Below are 26081 nucleotides of genomic sequence, written 5' to 3'. Positions count from 1 at the left end.
GCCAAGGCACTTTTCCCGCGCCGCAACGTCTTACCTGCACGACTGTTGACCTATTTTGAGGTGTGAGTGATGAAAGCCTGGATCTGTGTGCCGTTGATCGCGCTGGCATTGGCCGGTTGCGCTGGCAAGACTGCTTATCGCGACAGCTGCGGCAGTCAGCTCGATGCGGCGTGGCATGGCATGAGCTGGACCTGGCCAAGGCCGAAGGTTTCGCCGGCACGGTCAGCTACTCCAAGGCGCTGTCGCTGCTGACGGCGGCCAAGACTCAGCAGCAATTCGAAGGCTTTGAAGGCTGCAGCAACAAGGCCGAGAAAGCCCGTTTCTATATTCGCGAATCCCGCGCCGGGCGCTAAGCTGCTGACTTGACGCAAGGATGCGGCTGGCCGACCACGGCAGACTCATCCTTCAAGCCATGTGAATCAGGAGCAAGTGATGTCTGCGTTGGTTGACCGGTTGGTGGCTCATGTCCTGAGTCTGGAAGTGCGTTTGCTGGCCTGTCAGGCGCGCGTGACTGCGCGTACCGACCCCGAGGCGCTACATGATTTGCGCACCACGGTGCGGCGCTTGCGCAGCCTGTTGCGACCCTTGCGTGGTTTGCCCGGAGTCGAGCAACTGGAAGGTGCCGCCTCGGCGGTCGGTCAGTTGACCACCCCGTGGCGCGATCGCGAGGTACTGGCGGCGTACCTGCTCAAGCATGATCAGCCGCAAGCGGCGCAGCGGCGCATGGCGCAAATGGACGAAGCCTATCCAGCATTGGCAGCGAGCGCCGAAGTGGCTTCGCTGCTGATCATCCTCGATGCGTTCCCGCGTTTCCTGCGTGCCTCCGAGCGTCAGGGCCTGCTCAAGGGCCTGGGCAAACGCATCGAAAAACGCCTGCACAAACAATGGAAGAAACTCGACGAGGCGCTGCACGATCCGGCCCACGACCGCCATCGTCTGCGCTTGCTGATCAAGCGCGTGCGGTATGGCATCGAAGCCTATCCGGAACTGGATCGCCTGCCTGAGCCGGCGCTGGAGCGGCTGAAGTCGGCGCAGGGCGCGCTGGGTGACTGGCACGATTGCTGGCAGTGGCTGGCGCGGGCCGAACTGGAAAGCGATCTGCAAGCCTGCGTCGCGACCTGGCAGGCGGGCCTGATCAAGGCTGAAGCCAAGGCCGATCGGGTGCTGGAAAAACTCAGTTCAAGCTGCTTCAAATCCTGAATCCACTCAGATCCCCTGTGGGAGCGGGCTTGCTCGCGAAAGCGGTGTGTCAGTCACAGATGTGTCTACTGATACAGCGCTTTCGCGAGCAAGCCCGTTCCCACATTCGAATATCTTCCTGACCTTAAGGCCTTTCTGTCAGTCCATTTGACCGGAATAGACGCTGCGGCGCTCTGCCATGCTGGTTAAGATCGCTGCATTCCTTTTTTCGCTTGCCGAGGTTGTCATGCGTTTTTCCGATCTGCTCGATGCGGTTCGTCGCCAGCCAGAAGTGACCATTCCTGCCGAGTGGGGTCAGGGTCGGGCCAGTTTTGGTGGCCTGGTGGCGGCGTTGCAATACGAGACCATGCGCGCGAATGTGCCGGCGGAGCGCCCGGTGCGTTCGTTGGCGATCACCTTTGTCGGCCCGGTGGAGCCGGACGTCCCGGTACGTTTCGAAGTCGATGTGTTGCGCGAAGGCAAAGCGGTCAGCCAAGTGCTGGGCCGGGCTGTGCAGAACGGTCAGGTAGTGACGATCGTGCAGGGCAGCTTTGGTGCTTCGCGACCTTCGGAAGTCGCAGTCGAGGCCTATCCGGCAGCTGAAATGAAACACTGGGAAGAATGCCAGGAGTTGCCGTACATCAAGGGCGTGACCCCGGAGTTCATGCGCCATCTGGCGATGCGCTGGAGTGTCGGCGGCATGCCTTTCACCGGCAACACTTCGCGGCAGATGGGCGGCTGGGTGCGTTTGCGTGGCGATGTGAAGGAAGAGCCGGTCAATGAGGCGCATCTGTTGGCACTGGTGGATGCATGGCCACCGGCATTGTTGCCGTATCTGAAGAAGCCGGCACCGGGCAGTACGCTGACCTGGACCATTGAATTCGTGCAGCCGCTACGCGACTTGAGCACCCTGGACTGGTGCAAATATCTGGCAGACATCGAATACGCCGCCGACGGTTACGGCCATGTCGCCGCCAAGCTGTGGAGTGCGGACGGGGAGTTGATCGCCATGAGTCGTCAGACCGTAACGATTTTTGCCTGAATCAATGCCGACGGTGGCGCTCACGCCAGGCGCGCCACCAGCCGCCACTGAGGAAGAACCGCGGAAAGGTCAGAAACTGCTCGACCAGCAAGCGTGACACGGCATCTTTGCGATCACTGAACGGCTCGGAGGCTTGCGCCTCCAGGCTGTGGCCGTGGCGCTGCAGACCCAGCGCCGCGACGATACCGATTACGCCGATGGCGATACTGGCCAGACTCAAGCTGAACACGCCGGACACGATCAACAGAAATGCAACGATAAACAGCGGCACGGCAATCAGGTGCAACACCAGATTGGTCGGGTGCTGGTGATTGTTCGGGTACGCGCGCCATTGCCACGCGGGAAGATTGGGGTGACGTTTGCCCATGTTGACTACTCCTCGATCCATGTTGAACACATGGTTGAAGAATAGGCCGGGGCGGGTGGGGCGGCGAATCAAGGTTGGCTATGGTGGTGATAGGTGCAATGGCTGGATTCGATGGTGTTGCAATTGACGCCATCGCGAGCAGGCTCACTCCTACAAAGGATCTGCTGCGTACACAAATCCCCTGTAGGAGTGAGCCTGCTCGCGATGAGTCCCTTAAAGTTTGAGTTGACCGATGGCCTTGCTCAACTCCCCGGCCAACGTCGCCAACTCATTGCTGGTGGTCGCTGAATCCACGGTCTGCTGCACGGTGTTTTCGGTCACATCACGAATGCTCACCACCGCCCGATTCATCTCTTCCGCGACCTGACTTTGTTGCTCGGCCGCCACCGCAATCTGCGTGTTGCTCTCGCGCATCTGCGCCACGGCGCCAGTGATTTCCGCCAGTGCTTCGCCGGCCTCCTGCGCCTGCTGCACGCAGTCGTCGGCCTTGTACGAACTCTCCTGCATGAAGTCCACCGCATCGCGCGTGCCGGCCTGCAGTGCCGAGACCATGGTGGTGATTTCATCGGTGGAGGTCTGCACACGCTTGGCGAGGTTGCGCACCTCATCAGCGACCACCGCAAAACCGCGGCCCATCTCGCCGGCACGCGCCGCTTCGATGGCGGCGTTGAGGGCCAGCAGATTGGTTTGCTCGGCGATGCTGTGAATCACACTGACTACGCCGTTGATCTTCTGGCTGTCTTCGGCCAGGCGCTGAATCATCTCGGCGGTCTGCTGCACACCGCTGGAGAGTCCGGCAATCGACTGTTGCACGCGGCTGACCACTTGCTGGCCGCTGCCCGCCAGACCATCGGCGGTCTGCGACAGGTCACGGGTGGCGCCGGCGTGCTGGGCGATGTGATAAACCGTGGCGGTCATTTCATTAATTGCGGTGGCGGCCTGATCGGTCTCGCTCTGTTGACCGAGCATGCCGTGGCGCACTTCGTTCATGCTCGCTGCCAGACGCGCAGCGCCGACGTCGAGTTGCCGCGCGGTGTTGGCGACCGTGGTGACCACGCGCTGATAACCGGCCTGCATCGCGTTGAACGCATTGGCCATTTGCCCTACTTCGTCCTTGCAGGCCAGCGGCACGCGGGCCGAGAGATCACCGCTCTTCTCGACATGCAGCATCACGTCTTTCAAGGTGTTGAGCTGACTGAGCAGGAAGCGGATCAGCAGTTGCGAAGCGCCGAGCATGGCCAGCATCAGGATAAACACCGCCACGGCGTAGTTGGCAAAACGATCACTGAACACTTGCGCCAGACTTGGGCCATAGGCGATGACCGCGACTTGCTGGCCGTCGCCACGACTGAACACTTCGGCGCCCAGCAGCGGGTTGCTGCCGAACAGCGGCAGATGATTGATCTCGTTCCAGCCGTTGCTATCGCTGATCTCCAGCAGCGGTTGACCATTGAGGCGCGGCGCTTCCCCGCGTTTGAAGGTCAGCACCTGATCGGCCTTGGGCAGCGCCTGCCCAGCCGGCCACGCCTTGAGCAATTGTGCCTGGGCCTGAGCGGAAGCCTGTGAGGCGTGGCTGCGGGCCTGCTGCTCAAGCTGCACGGCATACAGCACCAGCAGCAAGGTGGTGACGAAAGCGACCGCATTGACCGCCCAGAATTTGTATTTCAGCGAGATATTGCTAAGCCAGGCACCCATGGAGGTCTTCTCTGATAGCGGAAACAGTTTTGGCAAGGTGCCAGCATTGTGCCGCTATGCGGATCTGAAGATCTTGATACAGGTCAACAGGTTCTACGCTGAGCCCCCTTTGTGCGAGCGGGCTTGCTCGCGAATGCGGTGGTTCAGTTAATTAACAATGACTGACACACCGCCTTCGCGAGCAAGCCCGCTCCCACAATGGGATTTGAGGTGTGTCAGGGCAGGGCGGGGAGGTTGAAGAACGCGCGGGCACACGCCGTTGTGTGCGCAGCCAGATCTTCCTCGGTCTCGCCCCGATGCAGCGCCACTTCGCGCAGCACCTCGGTCAGATACGCTGGCTCATTACGGCCGTTCTTCGGCTTTGGGCGCAAGGTGCGCGGTAGCAGGTACGGCGCGTCGCTTTCGAGCATCAGTCGTCCGCGCTTGATCTCCTTGACCAGCGGGTGCAGATGCGTGCCACGGCGCTCGTCGCAGATCCAGCCGGTGATGCCGATGTGCAGGTCCAGATCGAGGTAACTGAACAGGGCTTTTTGCTCGCCGGTAAAGCAGTGCACCACGGCGGCGGGCAGTTGGTCGCGGAAGTCCCTGAGGATTTCCAGCAGACGCTGACTGGCATCCCGCTCATGCAGGAACACCGGCAATTGCAGTTCTACTGCCAGCGCCAGATGTTCTTCGAGGACTTTTTCCTGTTGCGGGCGCGGCGAGAAATCACGGTTGAAATCCAGCCCGCATTCGCCCACGGCGACCACGTTTTGCTCTTGCAGCAGACTGCGCAAACGACGCGCGCTGTCAGCGTTCCAGTCACTGGCCGAATGCGGGTGAATGCCAGCGGTTGCAAACAGCCGCTGGCCGCTTTGATCCAGTTGCCGGCAGAGCTCCAGCGCCTGTTCGCTACTCTCGACGCTGGTGCCGGTCAGCACCAGTTGGCAGACCCCGGCAGCGTAGGCGCGGTCGAGCACGGCCTGATGTTTTTCGGCGAAACTGGGGTTGGTCAGGTTGACGCCGATATCGATGAGTTGCATGGTTCTACCTCGGGCCGAAGGCCGGAAAGCATACCAGAGCTGTAGATTTATAAGAAAAGCCAAGAACTACAACGAGTTATAGCTGTCTTTTGATGCCGTGACGTAGCCCGGGTTGGCAGAAAAGCCATCACTGTGCCAGTCTCTCGCACTTTGCCAGCGCTCCAGGCGCTCTGTTTTCGTCGGTGATTTCGACCGTTCAGCGGTGAAATCACCCCGTATTCTTTCCGGAGAGTGGATGCATCGTCCCTCGGTTTTGCTCCTGTTGTGCGCGTCACTGCTGCTGCCGATAACGGCGGTTGCGCGCTTGCCCGGGCCACAGCAAGCCGTGCCGGCCGCCAAGGTTCGTGACCTGTCGGAGATCCGCAGCAGTCGAGTGTTGCGAGTGCTGGTCAATCAGAGTCGCAACAGTTCCGGTGAAGTCCAGGGTCAGGCCATCGGCGTCGAATACCATCGCCTGCGCGCCTTCGAGCAATACCTCAATGGCCACGCCCGCGATGGTCAGGAGGTCACCCTCAAGATCATTCCCAAAGCCAAGGATCAACTGCTTGGCGCGTTGCAGCGTGGTGAAGGAGATCTGGTCGCGCCCGGCGAGCTGCTTGATCTGCAACCCGGCCACGCGGTTGCCAGCAGTGAGCCGATCGCCAGCAACGTGCCGCTGGTGCTGGTGGGCATCAAGGGCGAGCGCCGTTACACCAAGGTCGAGCAGCTTTCCGGCAAAACCCTGGCCTTGCCCACCGGCAGCGCGGCGGGGGAGGCGGTCAGCCAGCTCAATCAGAAACTGGCGTTGCACAAACTGGCGCCGATCAAGATCGAATGGGTCGATCCGACGCTGGCGGTCGAGGACGTGCTGGAGATGGTGCAGGGCGGGATTTTCCACCTGACCGTCGTCGAGCAACCGATCGCCGAGCGTTGGGGCAAAATCCTGCCCAAGCTGCGTTTCGACCGGCAATTGATGATCAGCGAACCGGGTGAGGAATACTGGTTCGTGCGCCGGGATGCCTCGATGCTGCGGGCGAGCATCGATCGTTTCCTGGGCGGCTACAGGAAGCCGGCGAACGAGGATGCAGAGTTTCTGCGGATTTATCGACGGCTCTATCAAGTGCATTATCCGTTGGCCAAGGCTGACCGCCAGCGTCTGGAGAAACTGCGCCCGACCCTGCAAAAACACGCCGACGCGCAAAGTATGGACTGGCTGAATCTGGCGGCGCTGGCCTTCAAGGAGTCAGCCCTGCAACCCAGCGCCCGCAGCGGCAGTGGCCCGACCGGGTTGATGCAGATTACCCCGTCCGCAGCGCAGCGGGTCGGTGTGAACAATATCCAGAATCTCGATGCGAATGTGCAGGCCGGGGCCAAGTACCTGGCGATGATTCGCCGCAAGTTTTTCAACAGTCCGAAACTCAATGAGCGCGAGCGCATGGCGTTCACCCTGGCGGCCTACAATATCGGCCCGGAGCGGGTGCAGGGCATGCGCGCCGAGGCACGGCGGCGCGGGCTGAATCCGAACCAGTGGTTCTTTCAGGTCGAGCGCATCGCCATGGAGCAGGTGGGCATGGGCCCCGTCAGCTATGTTAATAGCGTGAACAAGTATTACCTGGCGTTCGACCGGGAGCGGGAGTCGCTGGAGCCCCGGGGACAGAAAGTCGCTTCACGGAAATGATCTAATAATTTGATTGTTATGGCGGAATAATTGCGCTTTTAACATGAATTTAACTGATTAATATAGCGGCCAATCCCAACACACTTCTCGCAAAACAAGGAATGCCCCATGAGCTCTCTGATCAACAAGGTTCTGTTCACTCGCGCCGGTTACGGCCTGACCATTCTGCGTATCGCGGTCGGCGTGATCTTCGCCGCCCACGGCTCGCAAAAACTGTTTGGTCTGTTCGGTGGTTACGGTCTGGCGGGCACCGCGCAATACATGGACAGCATCGGTCTGCACCCGGGTTACCTGATGGCCACGCTGGCCGGCGGTACCGAGTTCTTCGCCGGTCTGGCGCTGATCATCGGCCTGCTGGTGCGCCCGGCGGCGCTGGGTCTGACCTTCCTGTCGCTGGTGGCGATCTTCACCGTACACATCAGCAACGGTCTGTTCATGGCCAACAACGGTTACGAGTTCGCCCTGGCGCTGCTCGGTGGCAGCCTCGCGGTGATGATCGAAGGCGCCGGCAAGCTGTCGGTGGACCGCGCCATCGCCGGTTGAGCGCTCTGGATCAAGCAAAAGGCCCGCATTGTGCGGGCCTTTTTTGTTGCGGCCGATTCTTGACACTCATCGGTCACGTTATCTAGGATGTTGCTCATGCGCCGATTTAAACAGCTACTTGCGGGGCGCCAGGTGACTCAGACAGTTGCCGTCAGAAGCCGGAACAGGGCTTCGAAATACCGCTAAAGCGCTGGTTCGGTGTTGCCTCTCACCTGCCATGCAGACTTTTGAGGCAGAGACACGACACGATGAATGCACTACGCCCTCCAGCACGTCCCGCGCCGATCACGGCACATATCACCCAGCGCAACCCGAAAATCCTGCTTGGCGGCAAACATCAGCCGACGCTGTTGCGTTATCTCGATGGCTGGCCACGTCGCAGCGGCGGTCCTGCCGCGTTCCTGATCCAGTTTGTTGAAGACGGCGAGTCGCTGGCGCGGTTCGCCAGTGACAGTTTTGATCTGGCAGTGATTCAGGCACCGAGCGCTGAAGACGCGCCGGAAATGATCAAGCAACTGACCCGCGTTGCGCGGCAGGGTTTGATCACCCGCCGCTGAAACGCTCAGGGATATTCGATCGCCACGATATAGACAAACTGCTCACCGGTTGGCGTCTGTACCCGGACTTCGGCGTCCAGCGCCTTGCCGATCAAGGCGCGGGCCAGTGGTGAGTCGATGCTGATCAGGCCCAGTTTCAGATCCAGTTCATCCGGACCGACGATGCGGTAGCGCGACTGCTTGCCGTCTTCGTCCTCGATGGTGACCCAGGCGCCGAAGTAGACCTTGTTCGGATCGCTGGGTTTTTCGCTGACGACCGTCAGTGCTTCGAGACGCTTGGTGAGAAATCGCACGCGGCTGTCGATCTCGCGCAGCATTTTCTTGCCGTAGGTGTACTCGGCGTTTTCCGAACGATCACCCTGGGCCGCTGCTTCGCTGACCGCTTGCGTTACCTGCGGGCGGCGCACATGCCACAGCTCATGGAATTCGGCGCGCATCCGCGCTTCACCTTCAGGGGTGATCAGCGCGGTGCCGGCGGTGCGAGGAGGGCGATAACGGCTCATGGCAACTTCTTGTGGTGACGAAGGCTGGAGTCTATCAACCCTCGCGCAAGACTGTCAGCGGACTCGCATTCAGCGCTCGACGTGTGCCGAACACACCGGCACCGCCAATCAGCGCGGCGCCAATCAATGGCAGCATCAGCAACCACGGATGCGGATGCCAAGGTAGATCGAAGGCAAAGCGATACAACACCAGACTCACCACTTCCGAACCGATGGCTGCCAGCAAGCCGCTGACCGCACCGAGCAAGCCGAACTCGATGCGCCGCGCCTTGACCAGCAATTGCCGTTGCGCACCCAGCGCGCGCAACAGTGCGCCTTGGCGAATGCGTTCATCCAGCGTTGCCTGCAAGCCGGAGAACAGCACCGCCATCCCCGCCGCCAACACGAACAACAACACGTATTCCACCGCCAGGGTGACTTGGGCGAGGATGCTGCGCAGTTGTTCCAGCAGAGCTTCGACCTGAAGGATGGTCACCGCCGGGAATGCCCGTGACAGCTCGACGATCTGCTGATCGTGACCGGGTGCAAGATAGAAACTGGTCAGGTAAGTCGCCGGCAGATCCTTCAGGGTGCCGGGCTGGAAGATCATGAAGAAGTTCGGCTGGAAGTTGTCCCAGTTGATCTCGCGCAGGCTGGTGACTTTCGCTTCACGATTGACCCCGCCCACGCTGAACACCATGTGATCGCCGAGTTTGAGCTTGAGGCTTTCGGCGACTTTGCCTTCAACCGACACGCCGGGTACGTCATCCGAGGGTTGCCCGGTCCACCACGAACCGGCGGTGAGCTTGTTGCCAGCCGGGAGGTCGGCGGCCCAGGTCAGGCTCAAGTCACGTTGCACGGCACGGTCGCCGGCCGAATCCTTGCTGACGATCTGCTGCACCGGTTCGCCGTTGATGCTGATCAGCCGTCCCGGCACCACCGGGTACAGCGGCGCCGCCTGCGCGGACACCTTGATCAAGTGATCGGTGAAGGCCTGTTTGTCCGCCGGCAGGATGTTCAGGGCGAAGTAGTTGGGGGCGTTTTTCGGTAACTGGTTTTGCCAGGTGTCGAGCAGCTCGCCACGCAGCAGGGCGATCAGCGCCATCGACAGCAGAATCAGACCGAACGCCAGCGCTTGCCCGGCCGCCGCCAGCGGATGACGCAACAACTGGCCCAGACCGAGGCGCCACGGCAGCGGCGCGCGGGCGAGCATTCGGCGCAGGCTGTTGAGCAACAACAGCAGCAAGCCACCCAGCACCAGCGCAGCGACCACGCCACCGCCAAGCAGGGCGAAGGTCAGCAGCAGATCCAGACTCAGACGCCACATGATCAGGCCCAGTGCACCCAACGCCGCGCCATAGACCATCCAGGTGCTCGACGGAATCGGCAGCATGTCACGACGCAATACCCGCAGCGGCGGCACCCGACCCAGCGCGGCAAGCGGCGGCAGGGCGAACCCGGCGAGTGCGACCAGCCCGGTGCCGATCCCGGCGAGCGCCGGAAACAGGCCGCCCGGTGGCACATCGGCAGGCAGTAGATCATGTAATAGAGCGAACAGGCCCAGTTGCGCCAGCCAGCCGAGCACCGCGCCGCTGAGGGCAGCGAACAGGCCGAGTACGGTCAGTTGAATGCTGAACAGCGCCATGGTTTCCCGGCGCGACAGCCCGAGGCAGCGCAACAGCGCACTGGCATCGAAGCGGCGGCTGGCGAAGCGGTTGGCCGATAACGCTACGGCCACGCCGGCCAGCAACACCGCGACCAGACTGGCCATGTTCAGATAACGCTCGGCCTTGCCCAGTGCACCGCCAATCTGCCGATTGCCGTCGCGCGCATCTTCGATTCGCTGGTTGGCCGCCAACCCCGGTTTGATCAATTGCCGGTAGGTCTCCAGCGCCTGCGGTTCACCGCGCCACAACTCGCGGTAGCTCACGCGGCTACCGGGCTGCACCACGCCGGTGGCCGCGAGGTCATCGAGGTTGATCATCACCCGAGGCGTGAGGCTGTAGAAGTTGCCGGCGCGATCCGGCTCGTAAGTCAGCACGCGGGTCAGCTTCAAGGTTTTCATGCCGACGTCGATGCTGTCGCCGATCTTCAGATCCAGCGCAGTCAGCAGACGAGCTTCAACCCACGCTTCACCAGGTTGCGGCTCGCCGCCCGAGGTTTCAGCGGCAAACGGGGCCGGGGCACTTTTCAGCTCGCCGCGCAGCGGGTAGGCGCGGTCGACGGCTTTGATGCTCGATAACTGAATGCCGTTGTCAGTGGCGATTACGCTGGAAAATTCCACCACCTGCGCATGATTCAAGCGCAGCTCGGTGCCGCTGCGGATCTGTTCGTCGCGGGCCGGCGAGCTGCCCTCAAGCACCAGGTCGGCGCCAAGGAACTCGGTGGCGCGCAGCATCATCGCACCGTTGAGGCGGGCACCGAAGTAGCCGATGGCGGTGCTCGCCGCCACTGCGACGACCAGGGCAAAGAACAGCACGCGCAATTCCCCGGCGCGGGCATCGCGCATGAGTTGACGTAGGGCGAGACTGAACAGACGCAACAGCGGCAGACGTGCCATCAAGGCTCCAGGGGGGCAACCAGCAGCCCGGCTTCAAGTCGGATCAGGCGCCGGCAGCGATGGGCCAGGCGTTCGTCGTGGGTCACCAGCACGAGGGTGGTGCCGCGTTCCTTGTTCAGTTCGAACAGCAAGTCGCTGATGCGCTCGCCGGTGTGGCTGTCGAGGTTGCCGGTGGGTTCGTCGGCGAACAGCACGTCCGGCTCGGCAGCGAAAGCCCGGGCAATCGCCACGCGCTGTTGTTCGCCGCCGGAGAGCTGGCGCGGCGAGTGCGTCAGGCGCTGGCCGAGACCGACCCGTTGCAGCAGTTCAGTGGCGCGTTCGCGGGCGTCTTTGCGGCCATCGAGTTCCAGCGGCAGCATGACGTTTTCCAGGGCGTTGAGGCTGTCCAGCAACTGGAAGGACTGAAAGACGAAACCCACGTGTTCGGCACGGATTCGCGCGCGCTGGTCTTCGTCGAGATTGCTCAGGCCTTGCCCCGCGAGGATGACTTCGCCGCTGCTTGGCAGGTCGAGGCCGGCGAGCAGGCCGAGCAGGGTGGATTTGCCGGAACCGGACGCGCCGACGATGGCCAGGCTGTCGCCCTGGTTCAGTTCCAGGCTGAGTTCGTGCAGGATAGTCAGTTCACCTTCCGCGCTGGGAACCACTTTGCTGAGGTTCTTCGCGGTGAGAATGCTTGCGCCCATGGAGAATCCGATGCGTGTGTGGTTTTTGAGTGCTGGCCTGGCCTTGATGTGCATGGCCCAGAACGCAGCGGCGGGTACTGTCCTGATCGTTGGCGATAGTATCAGCGCCGGTTTCGGACTGGATACCCGCCTGGGGTGGGTATCGCTGCTCGAGCAACGGCTCAAACAGGAGGGTTTTGACGACAAAGTGGTCAATGCCTCGATCAGCGGCGACACCAGTGCCGGAGGCCAGGCACGCCTGCCGGCGCTGCTTGCAGAGCACAAGCCGGAACTGGTGATCCTCGAATTGGGGGGCAACGACGGCCTACGCGGAATGCCGCCAACGCAATTGCAACAAAACCTTGCGGCGATGATCGACAGCTCGCGTCAGAGTGGCGCCAAGGTGTTGCTGCTGGGCATGCAATTGCCGCCCAACTACGGCAAGCGTTACACCGATGCCTTTGCCGAGGTTTACGGCAAACTTGCGGACGATAAAAAAATCCCGCTGGTGCCGTTTTTCCTCGACGGCGTGGGTGGGCATCCCGAGCTGATGCAGGCCGATGGTCTGCACCCGGCCGCCGGGGCTCAGGGCAAGTTGCTGGAAAATGTCTGGCCGACGCTAAAACCGCTGTTATGAGGCTTTTCTAGTGGCAGGCTTTCGGCTAATGTGGCGCCCCCTTATTTGGAGCCCCCGATGCCGCGTCCTGCCTGGTCCCTGTTTGCCTACCAACTGATCGAGCCTGACGAACAGCTGGATCTGTTCGCCTGCCAGGAAGTGCGGGTGCATCTGGTGACCCGTCAGCTCGAACTCGGTGGCTCGGCAGACCGCACGTTGTGTGGCAGTCTGCTTCCAGCACAACCGCGTTGGTCGAGTGTGGATCGTCGGGTGTTTCAGGATCAGCGTCTGTGTTCGTTGTGCCGGGCGATTCTCGAGTCGCAGAAGCGCGGCACCTCGCCGATCTGGCCTGAGTTGCGTTTCGAACTCTAGGATCAACAAATCGCAGCCTGCGACAGCTCCTACATGAAGACTTCTGGCTGCCCATCGGCGCATCTCCCCGAATTCCCGAGGTGCGGTGTACAATCGCGCTCTTATACCCTTGTTGATCATGCGAAGGATTTTCCGGATGTTGCCGCGCTTTCCTGCCGTCACCCGCTGCCTGTCACTTGCCGCCCTGTGTGTGGCCGGTCCCGTTGCTGCATTGGAGTTTCCCCTGCCACCACCCGGTGAGGACATCATCGGCCAGGTGCAGGTGATCAAGGCCAAATACGAAGACACCTTCGCTGACCTGGGCACCAAGTACGACCTGGGTTATTCGGAAATGGTCGCGGCCAACCCGGGCGTCGATGCCTGGCTGCCGGGCGCCGGTACTGAAATCGTCCTGCCGACCCGGTTCATTCTGCCGCCGGGTCCACGCGAAGGCATCGTGATCAACCTCGCCGAGTACCGCCTCTACTACTACCCGAAAGGCCGGAACGTGGTGTACACCTTCCCGCTGGGGATCGGGCGTGAAGGTTGGGGCTCGCCAATCGCCCACACCTCGATCACTGCCAAGACGCCGAACCCGACCTGGACCCCTCCGGCGTCGATCAAGGCCGAGCACGCCGCCGACGGTGATCCGCTGCCGAACGTGGTACCGGCCGGTCCGGACAACCCGCTGGGGCCGTTCAAGTTCACCTTGGGTACCCCGGGCTACCTGATCCACGGTTCGAACAAGAAGTTCGGCATCGGCATGCGCACCAGCCACGGCTGCTTCCGCATGTTCAACAACAACGTGCTGGAAATGGCGGCCATGGTGCCGGTCGGCACTTCGGTGCGCATTCTCAACGATGCGTACAAGTTCGGCAGCAGTGGCGGCAAGGTCTATCTGGAAGCGCACACACCCATCGATGACAAGGGCAACCCGTCGGTGGTCGACAAGCACACTGCAGTGATCAATGCGATGCTCAAGCGCGAAGATGTCACCAACAACCTGCGCGTGAACTGGGATGTCGTGCGTGATGTGGTAGCGGCCGAAGATGGCCTGCCAACTGAAATCGGCACACCGAATACCTCGGCGCCGATGGTCTCGAACACCCCGATCGACCTGCAGCAGTAAGTCGATCAAAACCCGCAGGCGCGTGCAGCGTCGGCGGGTTTTTTATTGCCCGGGGGAAAGTACCGGCAATAAAAAAGCCGACCCAAAAAATGGGTCGGCTTGATAACAATCCCGAGGGATTATTACTTGCGGCTAGCTTTGTCCAGCATGCGCAGAGCACGCTCGTTAGCTTCGTCAGCAGTCTGTTGTGCTTTTTGAGCAGCAGCCAGAGCTTCATCAGCTTTACGGTAAGCTTCGTCTGCACGAGCTTGGGAGCGAGCAGCTGCGTCTTCAGTAGCGGTCAGACGTGCTTCGGTTTCTTTCGATGCGCTGCTGCAACCGGTAGCCAGAACTGCGGCCAGAGCCAGAGCAGAGAATTTCAGAACGTTGTTCATCGTGTTCCCCTTCAAGGACTTTCAATTAAGTGGCTTTCTCCTCCGATTGAGGAAATAGCCGGCGTACATACTACCCATTACTTGTAGTAAGTAAACTGACCTAACGCAAGAAGCAAAAAAAATTGTAGGCGTTGATTCTTTTTCGAGCAACTTTTAACCGGCCTGTATAAAAAGTATCCAGCTGCAAGCCCCGGCTTGAGCGTGTTAATGAGAAAAAGTTCCCGTTGCCTGATGCAGTTTCTGCGTCTTGCACCAAGTGTGCCTAGATGAATTCGTCTACACTTTTGTTCCGATTTTGCATGACGCCTCACATATCTTTGTCGCTCTTGAGGTGACTTTAAAGAAGAGGCTGCGTCTTAAGTCTCGACATTCGGCAATGTTCCGGTGAGCGCTTCGGGAAGATCTTCCCTGCGCCTGCCGCTGCGTCCATCGGAGTCACCCGGTCAACGAGCACGATGACGAGCGCACCTTGAGCATTTTCGCCAATGGTGCCTACTATTTATCACGTGCTCGATTGCGCGAGACCGGTGTGGTTTTTCTCGGTGTCCATCAGGCACGGGGTGGCGTAGATGTTCCTTCGCCGGAAAAACATCGGTAAGGTAGGGGTCAGAATTCGAGACCCGCGAGGAGTAGTGATGAGCGAGGCGTTGTCCATCCACCATGACCAGGCTGGTCATCAGTTCGAGACCAATGTGGACGGTCATCGTGCCTACCTGACCTATATGGATCTGGGGAAACAGACCCTGGATATCTATCGCACCTTCGTGCCCAACGCCTTGCGCGGCCGTGGCATTGCCGCCGCGCTGACCGAAAGCGCGCTGCAGTACGCCGAAGAAATGGGTTACACGGTGATCCCGTCGTGCTCCTACGTCGAGCGCTACATGGAACGTCATCAGCGCCGCGCCGCCAAGATCTGAATCGCACACACGAAAACGCCGGGCAATGCCCGGCGTTTTTTTATGCCCCTGAAACGCTGATCAGTTGCGCTGACGTTTCGGCAGAACATCCTTGAGCTTGGCGTGCATGCTGCGCAGGGTGTTCTCGGTGGCAGACCAGTCGATGCAGGCATCGGTGATCGACACGCCGTATTGCAGGTCGACGAGGTCTTTCGGGATGGCCTGGCAGCCCCAGTTCAGATGACTCTCGACCATCAGGCCGATGATCGACTGGTTGCCTTCGAGGATCTGGTTGGCGACGTTCTCCATCACCAGCGGTTGCAGGGCCGGGTCCTTGTTGGAGTTGGCGTGGCTGCAATCGACCATGATGTTCGGCTTGATCTTCGCCTTGTTCAGCGCCTGCTCGCACAGGGCGACGCTGACCGAATCGTAGTTCGGCTTGCCGTTGCCGCCACGCAGCACCACGTGACCGTAGGCGTTGCCCTTGGTGGTGACGATCGACACGCCACCTTCCTGGTTGATCCCCAGGAAACGGTGCGGGCTGGACACCGACTGCAGGGCGTTGATCGCCACGGTCAGGCCGCCGTCAGTGCCGTTCTTGAAGCCGACAGCCGAAGACAGGCCGGAAGCCATTTCACGGTGGGTCTGGGATTCGGTAGTGCGTGCGCCGATGGCCGACCAGCTGATCAGGTCCTGCAGGTACTGCGGGGAGATCGGGTCGAGGGCTTCGGTGGCGGTCGGCAGGCCTTTCTCGGCCAGGTCCAGCAGCAACTGGCGACCGATGTGCAGACCGTCCTGAATCTTGAACGAGTCATCCAGGTACGGATCGTTGATCAGGCCTTTCCAGCCAACGGTGGTTCGTGGCTTCTCGAAATACACGCGCATGACCAGATACAGGGTGCCGGAGACTTCCTCCGCCAGCACCTTGAGGCGATCGGCGTATTCGTGGGCAGCCTTGATATCGTGGATCGAGCACGGGCCGATCACTACGAACAGACGGTGGTCGGTGCCATCAAGAATGTTGCGAATGACTTCGCGGCCCTTGGTGACGGTGCGCAGCGCAGCATCGCTCAGAGGGATATCACGCTTGAGCTGATCGGGAGTGATCAGGGTCTCGTTAGAGGCGACGTTTAGGTCGTTGATCGGTAAATCAGCCATCGTTTACTCGTCAGGTCACGGGTGCCGGCCGCCAGCGATCCCCGCGCGGCGGAGCACAGCAGATTTAAGCGCGTCGGGGAGCCGAACCTTAGCGCGTCAGACGCGGCTCGACAATGGGCAAACGCCGCTTTAATCCAGCACTGGCTGGGCAAAAGCCTTGCGCACGCTGTCGTGGGAGAACTCGTCGGCGTGTTGTTCGACCCATTGCAGGGCCAGCGCCTGAACATCCTGCAGATCGTCGTGGGCCTCGTTCATGCGGCAATAACGTTCGATCTGGCACACCTGTTCGCCCATCCGGGCACTGAACAGCGTCTGCTCATCGGTGAACGCGATCCCCACCAGATAGCCCTTTTTGCGCCGCAGACACCATGCGACATAGCCCGGATAACAGATCTCGGCGTTGAGTGTCGGCATGCGCACCTGCAGCGCCGTGCCGTGGCGCCAGGCGCGGTGATAATTGCAAGCGATCCCGCCGAGGCTGATAGTGTGCAGCTGTTGCCTGGAAATACACTCGGGCTTGAGCAAGGTTAATTCAACCGGCACATCGTCCGGATGAGGAATGAAACGTCCCATGAGCACAGACTCCCTGTGTCGGCCATTTGACATTGTTTCACCCAGTATAGTGGTCGAATCCGAGCTGACCGATTTCGACGCCGACCAGCGGCTGCTGGCGATGAGCGGCGTTTCGCTGGTGATTTTCACCAGCGTCGGCTGTTCCAGCTGCCGCTATGCCAGAGAGGTGTTGCCCGGGTTCGAGCTGGCGGTGGATCGCCTGTGCTGGATCGATGCCGGCAACAACGGCGGGTTGGTGGAGCGCTATCAGGTCTTTCATTTGCCGGCGCTGTTTGTGGTGCGCGACGGCGAGTTCTTTGGGGCATTGCACACGCGTCTGACCGCCGTTGCGCTGAACGCGGCAGTGGCGCAGGCGCTGGGTCGAATTGCAGAGGAGTTGCCATAGATGGTGGGAGCAGACAGCAAACCGGTGATCGGGATTATCGGCACTGGGGCCATTGGCGGGTTTTACGGTGTGATGCTGGCGCGGGCCGGTTTCGATGTGCACTTTTTACTGCGCAGTGAATTCTCGGCGGTGGCCGAACGTGGTTTGCAGGTGGACAGTGCCGTGCATGGCACCCTGACGCTGAACCCGGTGCAGGCGTATGCGAAGGCCGAGGACATGCCGGCCTGCGACTGGTTGCTGGTCGGCGCCAAGACCACCAGCAGCGCGGGTCTGGCCCCGGCGATCATTGCTGCGGCCAGGCCCGGCGCGAAAGTGCTGGTGCTGCAGAACGGTCTGGACGTCGAAGACAGCTTGCGCGAGTTGCTGCCCGATTCCCTGCATCTGCTCGGTGGTCTGTGCCTGATCTGCGTGCATCGCGAAGGGCCGGGACACATCACCCATCAGGCCTTGGGTGCGGTGAATGTCGGCTATCACAGTGGCCCGGCGGCGGATGAAGCGGCGCGCACGGCACTGGTCGAGGAGGGCGCCGGTCTGTTCCGCGCCGCCGGTATCGATTCGCAGGCGATGGCCAATCTGCAACAGGCGCGCTGGCAGAAACTGGTGTGGAATATTCCCTACAACGGTCTCTCGGTGTTGCTCGGCGCCGGCACCACGGCGCTGATGGCCGACGGGGACAGTCGCGCGCTGATCCAGGCGTTGATGGCCGAAGTGGTACAGGGCGCCAGGGCCTGTGGTCACGAGATACCGCCCGGTTACGCCGAGTACCTGTTCATGATGACCGAGAAAATGCCCGACTATTGGCCGAGCATGTACCACGATTTTCTGCACAAGCGGCCGCTGGAACTGGACGCGATTTACGCCCGGCCTCTGGCCGCAGCCAAAGCGGCAGGCTGTGAGTTGCCACGGATCGAAGCGCTGTATCGCACATTGAGTTTTATCGACCGACGCAACACTTGAGTCGGTTTTCGGGGGAGTGGGGGAAGGCATGTCCAAGAACATCGATGACAAACTGGTGCTGGCGATTTCGTCTCGCGCCTTGTTCGACCTGAGCGAGAGTCACAAGGTCTACCTGGCGAGCGGCGTCGAAGCCTATCGGCAATACCAGATCGAACACGAAGACGAAATTCTCGCGCCCGGCGATGCGTTCCCGCTGGTAGAAAAACTCCTGAGCCTCAACAGTCGCCTCGACCGCGCCCGGGTCGAGGTGATTCTGGTTTCGCGCAACAGTGCCGACACCGGCCTGCGCGCGTTCAACTCGATCGATCATTATGGGCTGGACATCTCGCGGGCGGCCTTCGTCGGCGGGCGCAGTCCGTATCCCTATCTCAAAGCGTTTGGCTGTGACTTGTTTCTGTCCACCCACGCCGAGGATGTGCGCGCCGCGCTGGACGCCGGGTTTGCCGCGGCGACGATTCTCTCCGGCGGCGCCAGTCGCGCGGCCAGTGATGAGTTGCGCATCGCCTTCGACGGCGACGCGGTGTTGTTCTCCGACGAATCCGAGCGCGTTTATCAGGCTGGCGGGCTGCTGGCGTTTCAGGCCAAGGAACGCGAGTCGGCGCGCGAGCCATTGCGCGGTGGGCCTTTCAAGGGCTTTCTGGCGGCACTCAATGCGCTGCAACGCGAGTTCCCCGAAGACGACTGCCCGATCCGCACGGCGCTGGTTACCGCGCGTTCGGCACCGGCCCATGAGCGGGTGATCCGCACCTTGCGCGAGTGGGACATCCGCCTCGACGAGTCGCTGTTTCTCGGCGGGCTGACCAAATCGGCGTTTCTCGAAGCCTTCGCTGCCGATGTGTTTTTCGACGATCAGGCCGGCCACTGCGAGGCCGCCCGCGAAGTGGTCGCCACCGGTCACGTACCGCATGGCATCAGTAACGAACCATCGATCTAAAGCCCCTGTGCTTCAAGACGTTGCGTCGCACGTCGTACTCGCCAAGGCACTGCTAAGCTGAATCAATCTCCGCCATGTTGGCACGCGAGGAGGTCATATGATTCGTTCGATGCTGTATGCCACTGACCTCGGTCTGTACGCACCTTTAGTGATGCAGCATGCCCTGGCGCTGGCGCGGACATTCAATGCCGACTTGTATGTGGTGCATGCAGTGGAACCCATGGGGCTGTTTGCCGAGTCGGTGTTGCAGAGTTATCTCGACGAACAGGCATTGAACGAATTTCACAGTCAGGGTCTGAAAACTGTCATCGCCAATATCGAGCAACGGGTGCTGGACAGTTTTCGCGAAGAGCTGGGCGACGAGGGCGAGCAGGATCTGCAGCGGATTTGCGCGGTTCGTGTGGTGCAGGGCGATCCGGCGCAGGTGATTCTCGACCAGGTGCAGAAACTCTCTGTGGATTTGCTGATCGTAGGCACTCACAGCCACGGCGTAGGGGCGGAAACGCCTTTGGGGCGCACGGCGACTCGGGTCCTGCAATTGGCCAAGGTGCCGGTTTATCTGGTGCCATTGGTGGAGCGCCGGCGCCGGGGGGATCGCTGAAGCGGGAATAATGGCCTTTTGATAAAAAAGTTCTAGATTTATTCATCAAACCATTAATATAGTTATATACCGTCGCTGATGCCCGTGGCGTCTACCTGCTTTGAGGGATACATATGAAGCTTCAACAATTGCGCTACATCTGGGAAGTGGCGCACCACGACCTCAACGTTTCCGCTACCGCCCAAAGCCTTTACACCTCGCAACCGGGTATCAGTAAACAGATCCGCCTGCTGGAAGACGAACTTGGCGTTGAAGTGTTTGCCCGCAGTGGCAAGCACCTGACCCGCGTCACCCCGGCCGGCGAGCGCATCATCACCACCGCAGGCGAAATCCTGCGCAAGGTCGAAAGCATCAAGCAGATTGCCCAGGAATTCTCCAACGAGAAAAAAGGCACCCTGTCGATCGCCACCACCCACACCCAGGCGCGTTATGCATTGCCGCCGGTGATCAGCAATTTCATCAAACAATACCCGGACGTGGCGCTGCACATGCACCAGGGTTCGCCAATGCAGATCGCCGAGATGGCCGCTGACGGCACCGTCGATTTCGCCATCGCCACCGAAGCGCTGGAGCTGTTCGGTGATCTGGTGATGATGCCGTGCTATCGCTGGAACCGCTGCGTGGTCGTGCCCCAGGGCCACCCGCTGACCAAGCTGCCGAAGCTGACCCTCGAAGCGCTGGCCGAATACCCGATCGTGACTTACGTGTTTGGTTTCACCGGCCGTTCGAAACTCGACGAAGCCTTCAGCCATCGCGGCCTGACGCCGAAAGTGGTGTTTACCGCGGCCGACGCCGACGTGATCAAAACCTACGTGCGTCTGGGCCTGGGTGTGGGCATCGTTGCCAAAATGGCGGTCGACACCAAGCTCGATAACGACCTGGTGGTGCTGGATGCCAGCGAGCTGTTCGAGTCGAGCATCACCAAGATCGGTTTCCGTCGCGGTACTTTCCTGCGTGGTTTCATGTGCGACTTCATCGAGAAGTTCGCCCCGCACCTGACCCGCGAAGTAATGGCCAAAGCCATCCAGTGCCACAACAAGCAGGAACTGGAAGAGCTGTTCGACGGCGTCGAACTGCCGGTCCACTAAGACCCTGCCTCAAAGCACCTCGGTGACAGCAAACTGTTGCCGGGTGCCCGCTACCAGAATCACCACCTCATCACCTTCGAACTTGCCCAGCAGGCTTTTGCCCAGCGGCGAGCGCGGGGTGATGACGGTAATCGGCTGACCCACCACATCGACTTTCAGGCCCGCCGCATCCGGGGCCAGAAACAGCCATTGCTCGCGCCCTTTTTCGTCTTCCAGGCCGAGCAGGGCGCCGATCTCGATGCCGCGATTTTCGTCATAGGCGCGCAGTGTCAGGTTCTGGCACAGCGCCAGTGACTGGCGGATTTCCTCGACCCGTTTCGCCTGACCCGCCGCCAGATAGGAAGCCTCAAGTCCAAGGGTGTCGTACTTGTTCTCGGCGATGTTCTCTTCGTGGGTCGCGGTTTCGTAAGCGGTCTGCGCGGCGCGTTCGGCGATGTCGAGGTCGACGCGCAGTTTGTCGAGGATCAGTTGGTGGACGGTGTGTTTGTTCATGATCAATCGCAGAATTGCAAAACGTTGGCGCGGCTCTTTTCGCTCGGCGCGGTCTGGTCCTGTTGCAGCCAGAACTGGCATTTCGGATTTGACTGGTTGCGACTGCTGCCGCGAGCCTGATCCAGGCGCGCCTGCTGCTCGTTCTTGCGCAGGTTTTCTTCGTACTGTTCGAACAGCGGGCTCTGTGGCGGAATGTCTGGTTGCACCTGCATCGCCGCTGGTGGCTTGGCCAGTTGCTGCACGGCCTGGGCAACCGGCGCCAGTTGCTCGGTCAACACGAACCGCGAAATCAGCCAACAGGTCAGGGCGATGGCCAGAAAACCCAGCCACATGCCCAGGGCAATGCTGCCGGTCAGTTGCAGCGCGCTAAGCTGAACGGGCAACGGGCGACGCGGATTGGGACGATAGGGCATGGCTGCCTCCTGGCGGATGATTGCGGGCAAGTGGCGATTGTCGCACGAAGATTAATCGCCGTCGGCTCTTCTGCGCGAGGTCATTTATGCGGACAATCAGCGCTTTTGCCAACGGGAGTCTTGCATGCCGATACCGAAAACCCGCTGGGATATTTTTTGCACCGTGGTCGACAACTATGGCGATATCGGTGTGACCTGGCGTCTGGCCCGGCAACTGGTAGCCGAGCATGGGCTGGCGGTGCGCCTGTGGGTCGATGACCTGCGCGCCTTTGAACGTATCTGCCCCGAGATCGACATCCACCTGGCGCAGCAATCGCAGCAGGGCGTCGAGGTGCGGCATTGGCCGAGCGACTGGCCGCAGACGGAGGCGGCGGACGTGGTGATCGCCGCATTTGCCTGTCAGCTGCCATCGGCGTACATGGACGCCATGGCCGAGCGGCAACAGCCACCGCTGTGGATGAACCTCGATTACCTCAGCGCCGAAGACTGGGTCACCGGTTGTCACGGTTTGCCGTCGGTGAAGTACAAGTCGGTACAGAAATTCTTTTTCTTTCCCGGATTTCAACCGGGGACGGGCGGCTTGCTGCGTGAAAACGGTCTGCTTGAGCGGCGTCGGCGATTTCAGCAGGACGCGGCTGCGCAGCGACAATTCCTGCACGGCCTGGGCGTAGATCGCGCAGCTGACGCACAGCTGATCTCGTTGTTTGCCTACGAAAATGCCGGGCTGGCCAGTTGGCTGGATGCGTTGGCGGCCGATAGCGCGCCGACCCATCTGCTGGTGCCGGAAGGGCGGATTCTCGGTGACGTTGCGCGCTGGCTCGGGGTCGACGCGTTGGCTGTCGGCGATCTGGACGTGCGTCAGGCGCTGACGGTGCAGGTGCTGCCGTTCGTCCGTCAGGATCAATACGATCAGTTGCTGTGGTGCTGCGACTTCAACGCGGTGCGCGGTGAAGACTCGTTCGTCCGTGCACAGTGGGCCGGGCGACCGATGCTCTGGCATATCTATCAGCAGGACGAAGACATCCACCTCGACAAGCTCGATGCCTTTCTCGCGCTCTACACCAAAGGGCTTTCACCGGCCGCTGCCGAGGCGATGAGCGGTCTGTGGCGGGCCTGGAGTGCCGGGAAACCGATCGGCGAGCACTGGCTCCAGGCCCGTAAACACTGGCCAGAACTGCAGGAAAACGCCGAGGCGTGGTGTCTGGAACAAGGCTTGCAGGCGGATCTTGCCACGGCGCTGGTACAGTTTTACCTAAATTGGATATGATACGCGGCCTAGATTTTTGTAAATCCCATCCAAATTCGGATATTCGCAATGAAAACTGGTAAAGAACTCAAACCCGGTACCGTGATCCGTATCGACAACGATCCTTGGCTGGTTCAGAAAGCTGAATTCACCAAGTCGGGCCGTAACAGCGCGATCATGAAGACCAAGCTGAAGAACCTGCTGACCGGTTACAAGACCGAAACCGTTTACGGTGCGGACGACAAGCTGGACGACGTGATCCTCGACCGCAAAGAAGCGACCCTGTCCTTCATCAGCGGCGACACCTACACGTTCATGGACACCACTGACTACACCATGTACGAACTGAACGCCGAAGACATCGAAAGCGTTCTGCCTTTCGTTGAAGAAGGCATGACCGACGTTTGCGAAGCCGTGTTCTTCGAAGAGCGTCTGGTTTCCGTAGAACTGCCGACCACCATCGTGCGTCAGGTTGACTACACCGAAGGTTCCGCTCGCGGTGACACTTCCGGCAAGGTGATGAAGCCTGCCAAACTGAAGAACGGTACCGAGCTGTCGGTTGCTGACTTCATCGAAATCGGCGACATGATCGAGATCGATACCCGCGAAGGCGGTTCCTACAAAGGCCGTGCCAAATAAGCACTGCTTTTTACGGAAAGAAAAAGCCCGACCATTGAGTCGGGCTTTTTTGTGCCTGCGATTCCACTTCTACCCCCGAACCCCGTGGGAGCGAGCTTGCTCGCGAATAGGCCCGGTCAGACAACCTGTGTGTTGAATGACACACCGCATTCGCGAGCAAGCCCGCTCCCACAGTGGATTGGTGTTGTTCTCAAACGGTGGTGTGCAGGCGTACGTCAACGTTGCCACGGGTGGCGTTGGAGTACGGGCAGACCTGATGCGCCGCTTCAACCAGGCTCTGTGCATCCGCCTGTTCCAGGCCCGGCAGGCTGATGTGCAGGTCGATGTCCAGACCGAAACCACCAGGAATCTGACCGATACCGACATGAGCAGTGATCGAGGCATCGTCGGGGATTTTGCGTTTGGTCTGGCTGGCGACGAATTTCAGTGCGCCGATGAAGCAGGCCGAGTAACCGGCAGCGAACAGTTGCTCAGGGTTGGTCGCTGCGCCGCCAGCACCGCCGAGTTCTTTCGGGGTAGCGAGTTTGACGTCGAGGATGTTGTCGCTGGAGATCGCACGACCGTCACGGCCGCCAGTGGAGGTTGCGATTGCAGTGTAGAGAGTTTGCATGGAGTGGGCCTCGTTGGGTGTCTGTTTTTGCGCTAATTGTTTGCGCGCTAAGTAAGTGCGAGGTGAATGTAGCTCGCTAATGTTTAGTGCGCAAGATAATTTTTTGAGAAAGCTGAATCACGGTTCTTTAAATGCACTGTCGATCAGCTTGAAAGTGAAGATTTAGAGCGGATGGTGGGGGCGCGGGCTGAAGAATATTTTTCCTGGTGAACCGATTCTTTGTAGGAGTGAGCCTGCTCGCGATAGCGGTGGAGCAGGCAATAAGGGGGCCGACTGAACCACCGCTATCGCGAGCAGGCTCACTCCTACAATACGGCAGCGCTGTTATCCGGTCAGGCTGTCTTGCAGATGGCTGCGCAGGGCTTGCAGCTCAGATTGAAGATTCTGCAGGCGTTCGAGGGTGAAACCACTGGCGCCCAAGATGCATTGCGGAACGCTTTTGGCCTGCTCACGAAGAGCCCGGCCCTGCGCGGTCAGTTCGACGATCACCACCCGTTCGTCTTCACGGCTGCGGGTTCTGCTGAGCAGACCTTCACCTTCTAGCCGTTTGAGCAACGGTGTCAGCGAGCCTGGATCGGTCAGCAACCGCGTGCTGATTTCGCCCACGGTCAAACCATCCTTTTCCCACAGAACCATCATCGCCAGATACTGCGGATAGGTCAGGCCCAGCGCTTGCAGCAGCGGCTTGTAGACCTTGGTCATCATCAGTGAAGTGGAATGCAGGGCGAAGCACGCCTGATTGTCGAGCAGCAGGTCGTCGCAGGTGTCGCGTTCGGTGGTCATGGCAAAGCCTTGTTCGGTGATGGGCTTGAATCTAGCGCCCGAATGTTTAATGCGCCAGATAATTATCCAGGATCTAGTGTCGGCCCAGCTCGCGTTGCAGCGACAGATCCCACGGTGGCACCGGGCTGAAGCGGGTCTTGAGGTATTCCAAAAGCAGACGGCTGCGCGAGTGGGTCTGCTGTTCCATGCGCAGCGCATAGATGCCGGTGCTTTCCGGTTGCGGCAGGCCGTTCTCGCAGAACAGCGGCAGCAGTTCGCCGCGTAGCAGGTATTCGCTGGCCAGCCAGGTCGGCAAATGCGCGATGCCCAGTCCGGCGAGTGCACCGCACACCAGCGCTTCGGCATTGTTGGCGCTCATGCGGATGCGCGCGGGGCGATGCAGTTGCATTTGCCCGTCCAGTTCGAAGCGCCAGGCGAAGGGCGGGGCGAGACCTTCCCAATCCAGCCCGTCATGTTCACTCAACTGCGCGGGATGGCGCGGTGCGCCACGGCGTTTGAGGTAGTCGGGGCTGGCGCAGGCAATGCGCACCATGCTCGCCAGCGGCGTGGCGACCAGCCGCGTATCGGCCATTTGCCCGGCACGCAGCACCAGATCGACTTTGCCCAGGTTCGAGCCGTGCATATCGATGAAGCTGTCGATCAGGTGCAACTGCACGTCGAGGCCCGGGTACAGCACCAGAAAGTCAGCGATGACCGGCGCGAGATGGCGGCGACCAAAAGCGGCGGGAGCATCGATGCGGATCAAGCCTTCCGGCGCACTGCTCAACGACACCGCCTCGGCGCGGGCCAGTTGCAGCTCGCTGACGATGCGCCGCGCCCGCTCGGCAAACGCCAGACCCGCCGGAGTTGCCCTTACGACGTGGGTGCTGCGAATGAACAACTGGCTGCCAACCGCGCTTTCCAGGCTGTCGATGCGCCGCGCCACGGCGGAAGGCGTCAGCGGATGACGACGGGAAGCCGCAGAAAAACTGCCACTCTCCAGTACATCGAGAAACAGCCCGAGCTGCTCGGTCAACTGATTGGGATTCATGAGTGTTTCGGTGCTTGTGCGAAATTGGCATAGCCATTGT

The 26081-nt window shown here is 60.5% G+C and carries 30 protein-coding genes and 1 pseudogene; 17 read left to right on the top strand and 14 right to left on the bottom strand.

Annotated elements, in window-relative coordinates; translation table 11 throughout:
* Positions 1-69 precede the first annotated feature (69 nt).
* From E3Z29_RS22855 to E3Z29_RS22845, 3 genes and pseudogenes are all read left to right on the top strand, one after another.
* Positions 70-353, top strand: a pseudogene (locus E3Z29_RS22855) (hypothetical protein).
* Positions 354-432: 79 nt separating this feature from the next.
* Complete coding sequence (locus E3Z29_RS22850) at positions 433-1200, top strand: CHAD domain-containing protein (RefSeq protein WP_134787028.1); 768 nt, start codon at positions 433-435, stop codon at positions 1198-1200.
* 226 nt (positions 1201-1426) lie between these two features.
* Entirely contained in the window at positions 1427-2221 is a 795-nt protein-coding gene (locus E3Z29_RS22845) for an acyl-CoA thioesterase II (RefSeq protein ID WP_134787027.1), read from the top strand.
* Position 2222: 1 nt separating this feature from the next.
* On the opposite strand, the gene E3Z29_RS22840 is transcribed toward E3Z29_RS22845, so the two are convergent.
* The 3 genes from E3Z29_RS22840 to E3Z29_RS22830 form a co-directional block, all read right to left on the bottom strand.
* The gene (locus E3Z29_RS22840) at positions 2223-2588 is read right to left on the bottom strand and encodes an Mpo1-like protein (protein ID WP_027612458.1); all 366 of its coding nucleotides are present in this window, start codon (positions 2586-2588) and stop codon (positions 2223-2225) included.
* A 213-nt stretch (positions 2589-2801) separates the two neighbouring features.
* Positions 2802-4283 carry a methyl-accepting chemotaxis protein gene (locus E3Z29_RS22835; RefSeq protein ID WP_134787026.1) on the bottom strand — a complete coding sequence of 494 codons (1482 nt, stop codon included), beginning with the start codon at positions 4281-4283 and terminating at the stop codon, positions 2802-2804.
* A gap of 215 nt (positions 4284-4498) precedes the next feature.
* Positions 4499-5305 (bottom strand): TatD family hydrolase, encoded by an 807-nt coding sequence (locus E3Z29_RS22830; protein ID WP_134787025.1) that lies wholly within the window; start codon positions 5303-5305, stop codon positions 4499-4501.
* 235 nt (positions 5306-5540) lie between these two features.
* On the opposite strand from E3Z29_RS22830, the gene E3Z29_RS22825 reads away from it, so the two are divergent.
* The 3 genes from E3Z29_RS22825 to E3Z29_RS22815 all read left to right on the top strand — a co-directional run bounded on the left by E3Z29_RS22825 (position 5541) and on the right by E3Z29_RS22815 (position 8062).
* The gene (locus E3Z29_RS22825) at positions 5541-6962 is read left to right on the top strand and encodes a transglycosylase SLT domain-containing protein (RefSeq protein WP_134787024.1); all 1422 of its coding nucleotides are present in this window, start codon (positions 5541-5543) and stop codon (positions 6960-6962) included.
* Between the two features lie 108 nt (positions 6963-7070).
* Positions 7071-7505, top strand: coding sequence for a DoxX family protein (locus E3Z29_RS22820; RefSeq protein ID WP_007964771.1), 435 nt, complete (start codon positions 7071-7073; stop codon positions 7503-7505).
* 248 nt (positions 7506-7753) lie between these two features.
* Positions 7754-8062, top strand: coding sequence for a hypothetical protein (locus tag E3Z29_RS22815; protein WP_003226820.1), 309 nt, complete (start codon positions 7754-7756; stop codon positions 8060-8062).
* Positions 8063-8067: 5 nt separating this feature from the next.
* Here the strand turns inward: E3Z29_RS22815 and greB are convergent, their stop codons facing one another.
* The 3 genes from greB to E3Z29_RS22800 are packed head-to-tail and all read right to left on the bottom strand — an operon-like array spanning position 8068 to position 11787.
* Entirely contained in the window at positions 8068-8565 is a 498-nt protein-coding gene (gene greB / locus E3Z29_RS22810; RefSeq protein WP_134787023.1) for a transcription elongation factor GreB, read from the bottom strand.
* 34 nt (positions 8566-8599) lie between these two features.
* Positions 8600-11104: an ABC transporter permease gene (locus tag E3Z29_RS22805; protein WP_134787022.1), complete on the bottom strand. Its 2505-nt coding sequence runs from the start codon at positions 11102-11104 to the stop codon at positions 8600-8602.
* Positions 11104-11787, bottom strand: a complete 684-nt coding sequence (locus tag E3Z29_RS22800; RefSeq protein ID WP_007964778.1) for an ABC transporter ATP-binding protein — start codon at positions 11785-11787, stop codon at positions 11104-11106. The genes E3Z29_RS22805 and E3Z29_RS22800 overlap by 1 nt, the downstream gene beginning before the upstream one ends.
* 10 nt (positions 11788-11797) lie before the next feature.
* On the opposite strand from E3Z29_RS22800, the gene E3Z29_RS22795 reads away from it, so the two are divergent.
* The 3 genes from E3Z29_RS22795 (at position 11798) to E3Z29_RS22785 (ending at position 13862) form a co-directional block, all read left to right on the top strand.
* On the top strand, positions 11798-12403 hold the full coding sequence (locus E3Z29_RS22795) for an arylesterase (RefSeq protein ID WP_007964780.1): 606 nt from the start codon (positions 11798-11800) through the stop codon (positions 12401-12403).
* 57 nt (positions 12404-12460) lie between these two features.
* The gene (locus E3Z29_RS22790; protein ID WP_003226812.1) at positions 12461-12754 is read left to right on the top strand and encodes a hypothetical protein; all 294 of its coding nucleotides are present in this window, start codon (positions 12461-12463) and stop codon (positions 12752-12754) included.
* 136 nt (positions 12755-12890) lie between these two features.
* On the top strand, positions 12891-13862 hold the full coding sequence (locus E3Z29_RS22785; RefSeq protein WP_027613458.1) for a L,D-transpeptidase family protein: 972 nt from the start codon (positions 12891-12893) through the stop codon (positions 13860-13862).
* A 122-nt stretch (positions 13863-13984) separates the two neighbouring features.
* On the opposite strand, the gene oprI is transcribed toward E3Z29_RS22785, so the two are convergent.
* The gene (oprI, locus tag E3Z29_RS22780) at positions 13985-14236 is read right to left on the bottom strand and encodes an outer membrane lipoprotei OprI (RefSeq protein WP_003199355.1); all 252 of its coding nucleotides are present in this window, start codon (positions 14234-14236) and stop codon (positions 13985-13987) included.
* Positions 14237-14871: 635 nt separating this feature from the next.
* Between oprI and E3Z29_RS22775 the strand changes: the two genes are divergently transcribed.
* Positions 14872-15153 carry a GNAT family N-acetyltransferase gene (locus tag E3Z29_RS22775; RefSeq protein ID WP_003226804.1) on the top strand — a complete coding sequence of 94 codons (282 nt, stop codon included), beginning with the start codon at positions 14872-14874 and terminating at the stop codon, positions 15151-15153.
* A 60-nt stretch (positions 15154-15213) separates the two neighbouring features.
* Here E3Z29_RS22775 and E3Z29_RS22770 read toward each other — a convergent pair whose 3' ends face one another.
* Positions 15214-16290: a 3-deoxy-7-phosphoheptulonate synthase gene (locus tag E3Z29_RS22770; protein WP_134787021.1), complete on the bottom strand. Its 1077-nt coding sequence runs from the start codon at positions 16288-16290 to the stop codon at positions 15214-15216.
* 129 nt (positions 16291-16419) lie between these two features.
* Positions 16420-16863, bottom strand: a complete 444-nt coding sequence (locus E3Z29_RS22765; RefSeq protein ID WP_134787020.1) for a PilZ domain-containing protein — start codon at positions 16861-16863, stop codon at positions 16420-16422.
* On the opposite strand from E3Z29_RS22765, the gene E3Z29_RS22760 reads away from it, so the two are divergent.
* From E3Z29_RS22760 to cysB, 5 genes are all read left to right on the top strand, one after another.
* Positions 16862-17248 (top strand): co-chaperone YbbN, encoded by a 387-nt coding sequence (locus E3Z29_RS22760; RefSeq protein ID WP_027613456.1) that lies wholly within the window; start codon positions 16862-16864, stop codon positions 17246-17248. The two genes, E3Z29_RS22765 and E3Z29_RS22760, sit on opposite strands and share 2 nt — an antisense overlap.
* Complete coding sequence (locus tag E3Z29_RS22755; protein ID WP_134787019.1) at positions 17249-18205, top strand: putative 2-dehydropantoate 2-reductase; 957 nt, start codon at positions 17249-17251, stop codon at positions 18203-18205.
* Positions 18206-18233: 28 nt separating this feature from the next.
* Positions 18234-19139, top strand: coding sequence for a 5'-nucleotidase (locus E3Z29_RS22750; protein WP_134787018.1), 906 nt, complete (start codon positions 18234-18236; stop codon positions 19137-19139).
* A 97-nt stretch (positions 19140-19236) separates the two neighbouring features.
* On the top strand, positions 19237-19740 hold the full coding sequence (locus tag E3Z29_RS22745) for a universal stress protein (protein ID WP_027613453.1): 504 nt from the start codon (positions 19237-19239) through the stop codon (positions 19738-19740).
* 113 nt (positions 19741-19853) lie between these two features.
* Positions 19854-20828 (top strand): HTH-type transcriptional regulator CysB, encoded by a 975-nt coding sequence (cysB, locus tag E3Z29_RS22740; RefSeq protein ID WP_007908591.1) that lies wholly within the window; start codon positions 19854-19856, stop codon positions 20826-20828.
* 9 nt (positions 20829-20837) lie between these two features.
* Here the strand turns inward: cysB and E3Z29_RS22735 are convergent, their stop codons facing one another.
* Both E3Z29_RS22735 and E3Z29_RS22730 read right to left on the bottom strand, forming a co-directional pair.
* Positions 20838-21320, bottom strand: coding sequence for a GreA/GreB family elongation factor (locus tag E3Z29_RS22735; protein WP_134787017.1), 483 nt, complete (start codon positions 21318-21320; stop codon positions 20838-20840).
* A gap of 2 nt (positions 21321-21322) precedes the next feature.
* Positions 21323-21733: a hypothetical protein gene (locus tag E3Z29_RS22730; protein WP_134787016.1), complete on the bottom strand. Its 411-nt coding sequence runs from the start codon at positions 21731-21733 to the stop codon at positions 21323-21325.
* 124 nt (positions 21734-21857) lie between these two features.
* On the opposite strand from E3Z29_RS22730, the gene earP reads away from it, so the two are divergent.
* Together earP and E3Z29_RS22720 are read left to right on the top strand one after the other, a co-directional pair.
* Entirely contained in the window at positions 21858-23000 is a 1143-nt protein-coding gene (gene earP / locus E3Z29_RS22725) for an elongation factor P maturation arginine rhamnosyltransferase EarP (protein ID WP_134787015.1), read from the top strand.
* A gap of 48 nt (positions 23001-23048) precedes the next feature.
* The gene (locus tag E3Z29_RS22720) at positions 23049-23618 is read left to right on the top strand and encodes an elongation factor P (RefSeq protein WP_003226785.1); all 570 of its coding nucleotides are present in this window, start codon (positions 23049-23051) and stop codon (positions 23616-23618) included.
* 190 nt (positions 23619-23808) lie between these two features.
* Here the strand turns inward: E3Z29_RS22720 and E3Z29_RS22715 are convergent, their stop codons facing one another.
* From E3Z29_RS22715 to E3Z29_RS22705, 3 genes are all read right to left on the bottom strand, one after another.
* The gene (locus E3Z29_RS22715; protein WP_007964807.1) at positions 23809-24228 is read right to left on the bottom strand and encodes an organic hydroperoxide resistance protein; all 420 of its coding nucleotides are present in this window, start codon (positions 24226-24228) and stop codon (positions 23809-23811) included.
* Positions 24229-24552: 324 nt separating this feature from the next.
* Positions 24553-25011: a MarR family winged helix-turn-helix transcriptional regulator gene (locus E3Z29_RS22710; protein WP_134787014.1), complete on the bottom strand. Its 459-nt coding sequence runs from the start codon at positions 25009-25011 to the stop codon at positions 24553-24555.
* Between the two features lie 73 nt (positions 25012-25084).
* Positions 25085-26041: a LysR family transcriptional regulator gene (locus E3Z29_RS22705; RefSeq protein WP_134787013.1), complete on the bottom strand. Its 957-nt coding sequence runs from the start codon at positions 26039-26041 to the stop codon at positions 25085-25087.
* Positions 26042-26081: the final 40 nt, after the last annotated feature.

This window comes from Pseudomonas sp. S150 (assembly GCF_004526365.1).
Classification (GTDB): Bacteria; Pseudomonadota; Gammaproteobacteria; order Pseudomonadales; family Pseudomonadaceae; genus Aquipseudomonas; species Aquipseudomonas putida_A.
Note: the sequence above shows the minus strand (reverse complement) of the source record. Positions and strands in the feature narration are given on the sequence as shown.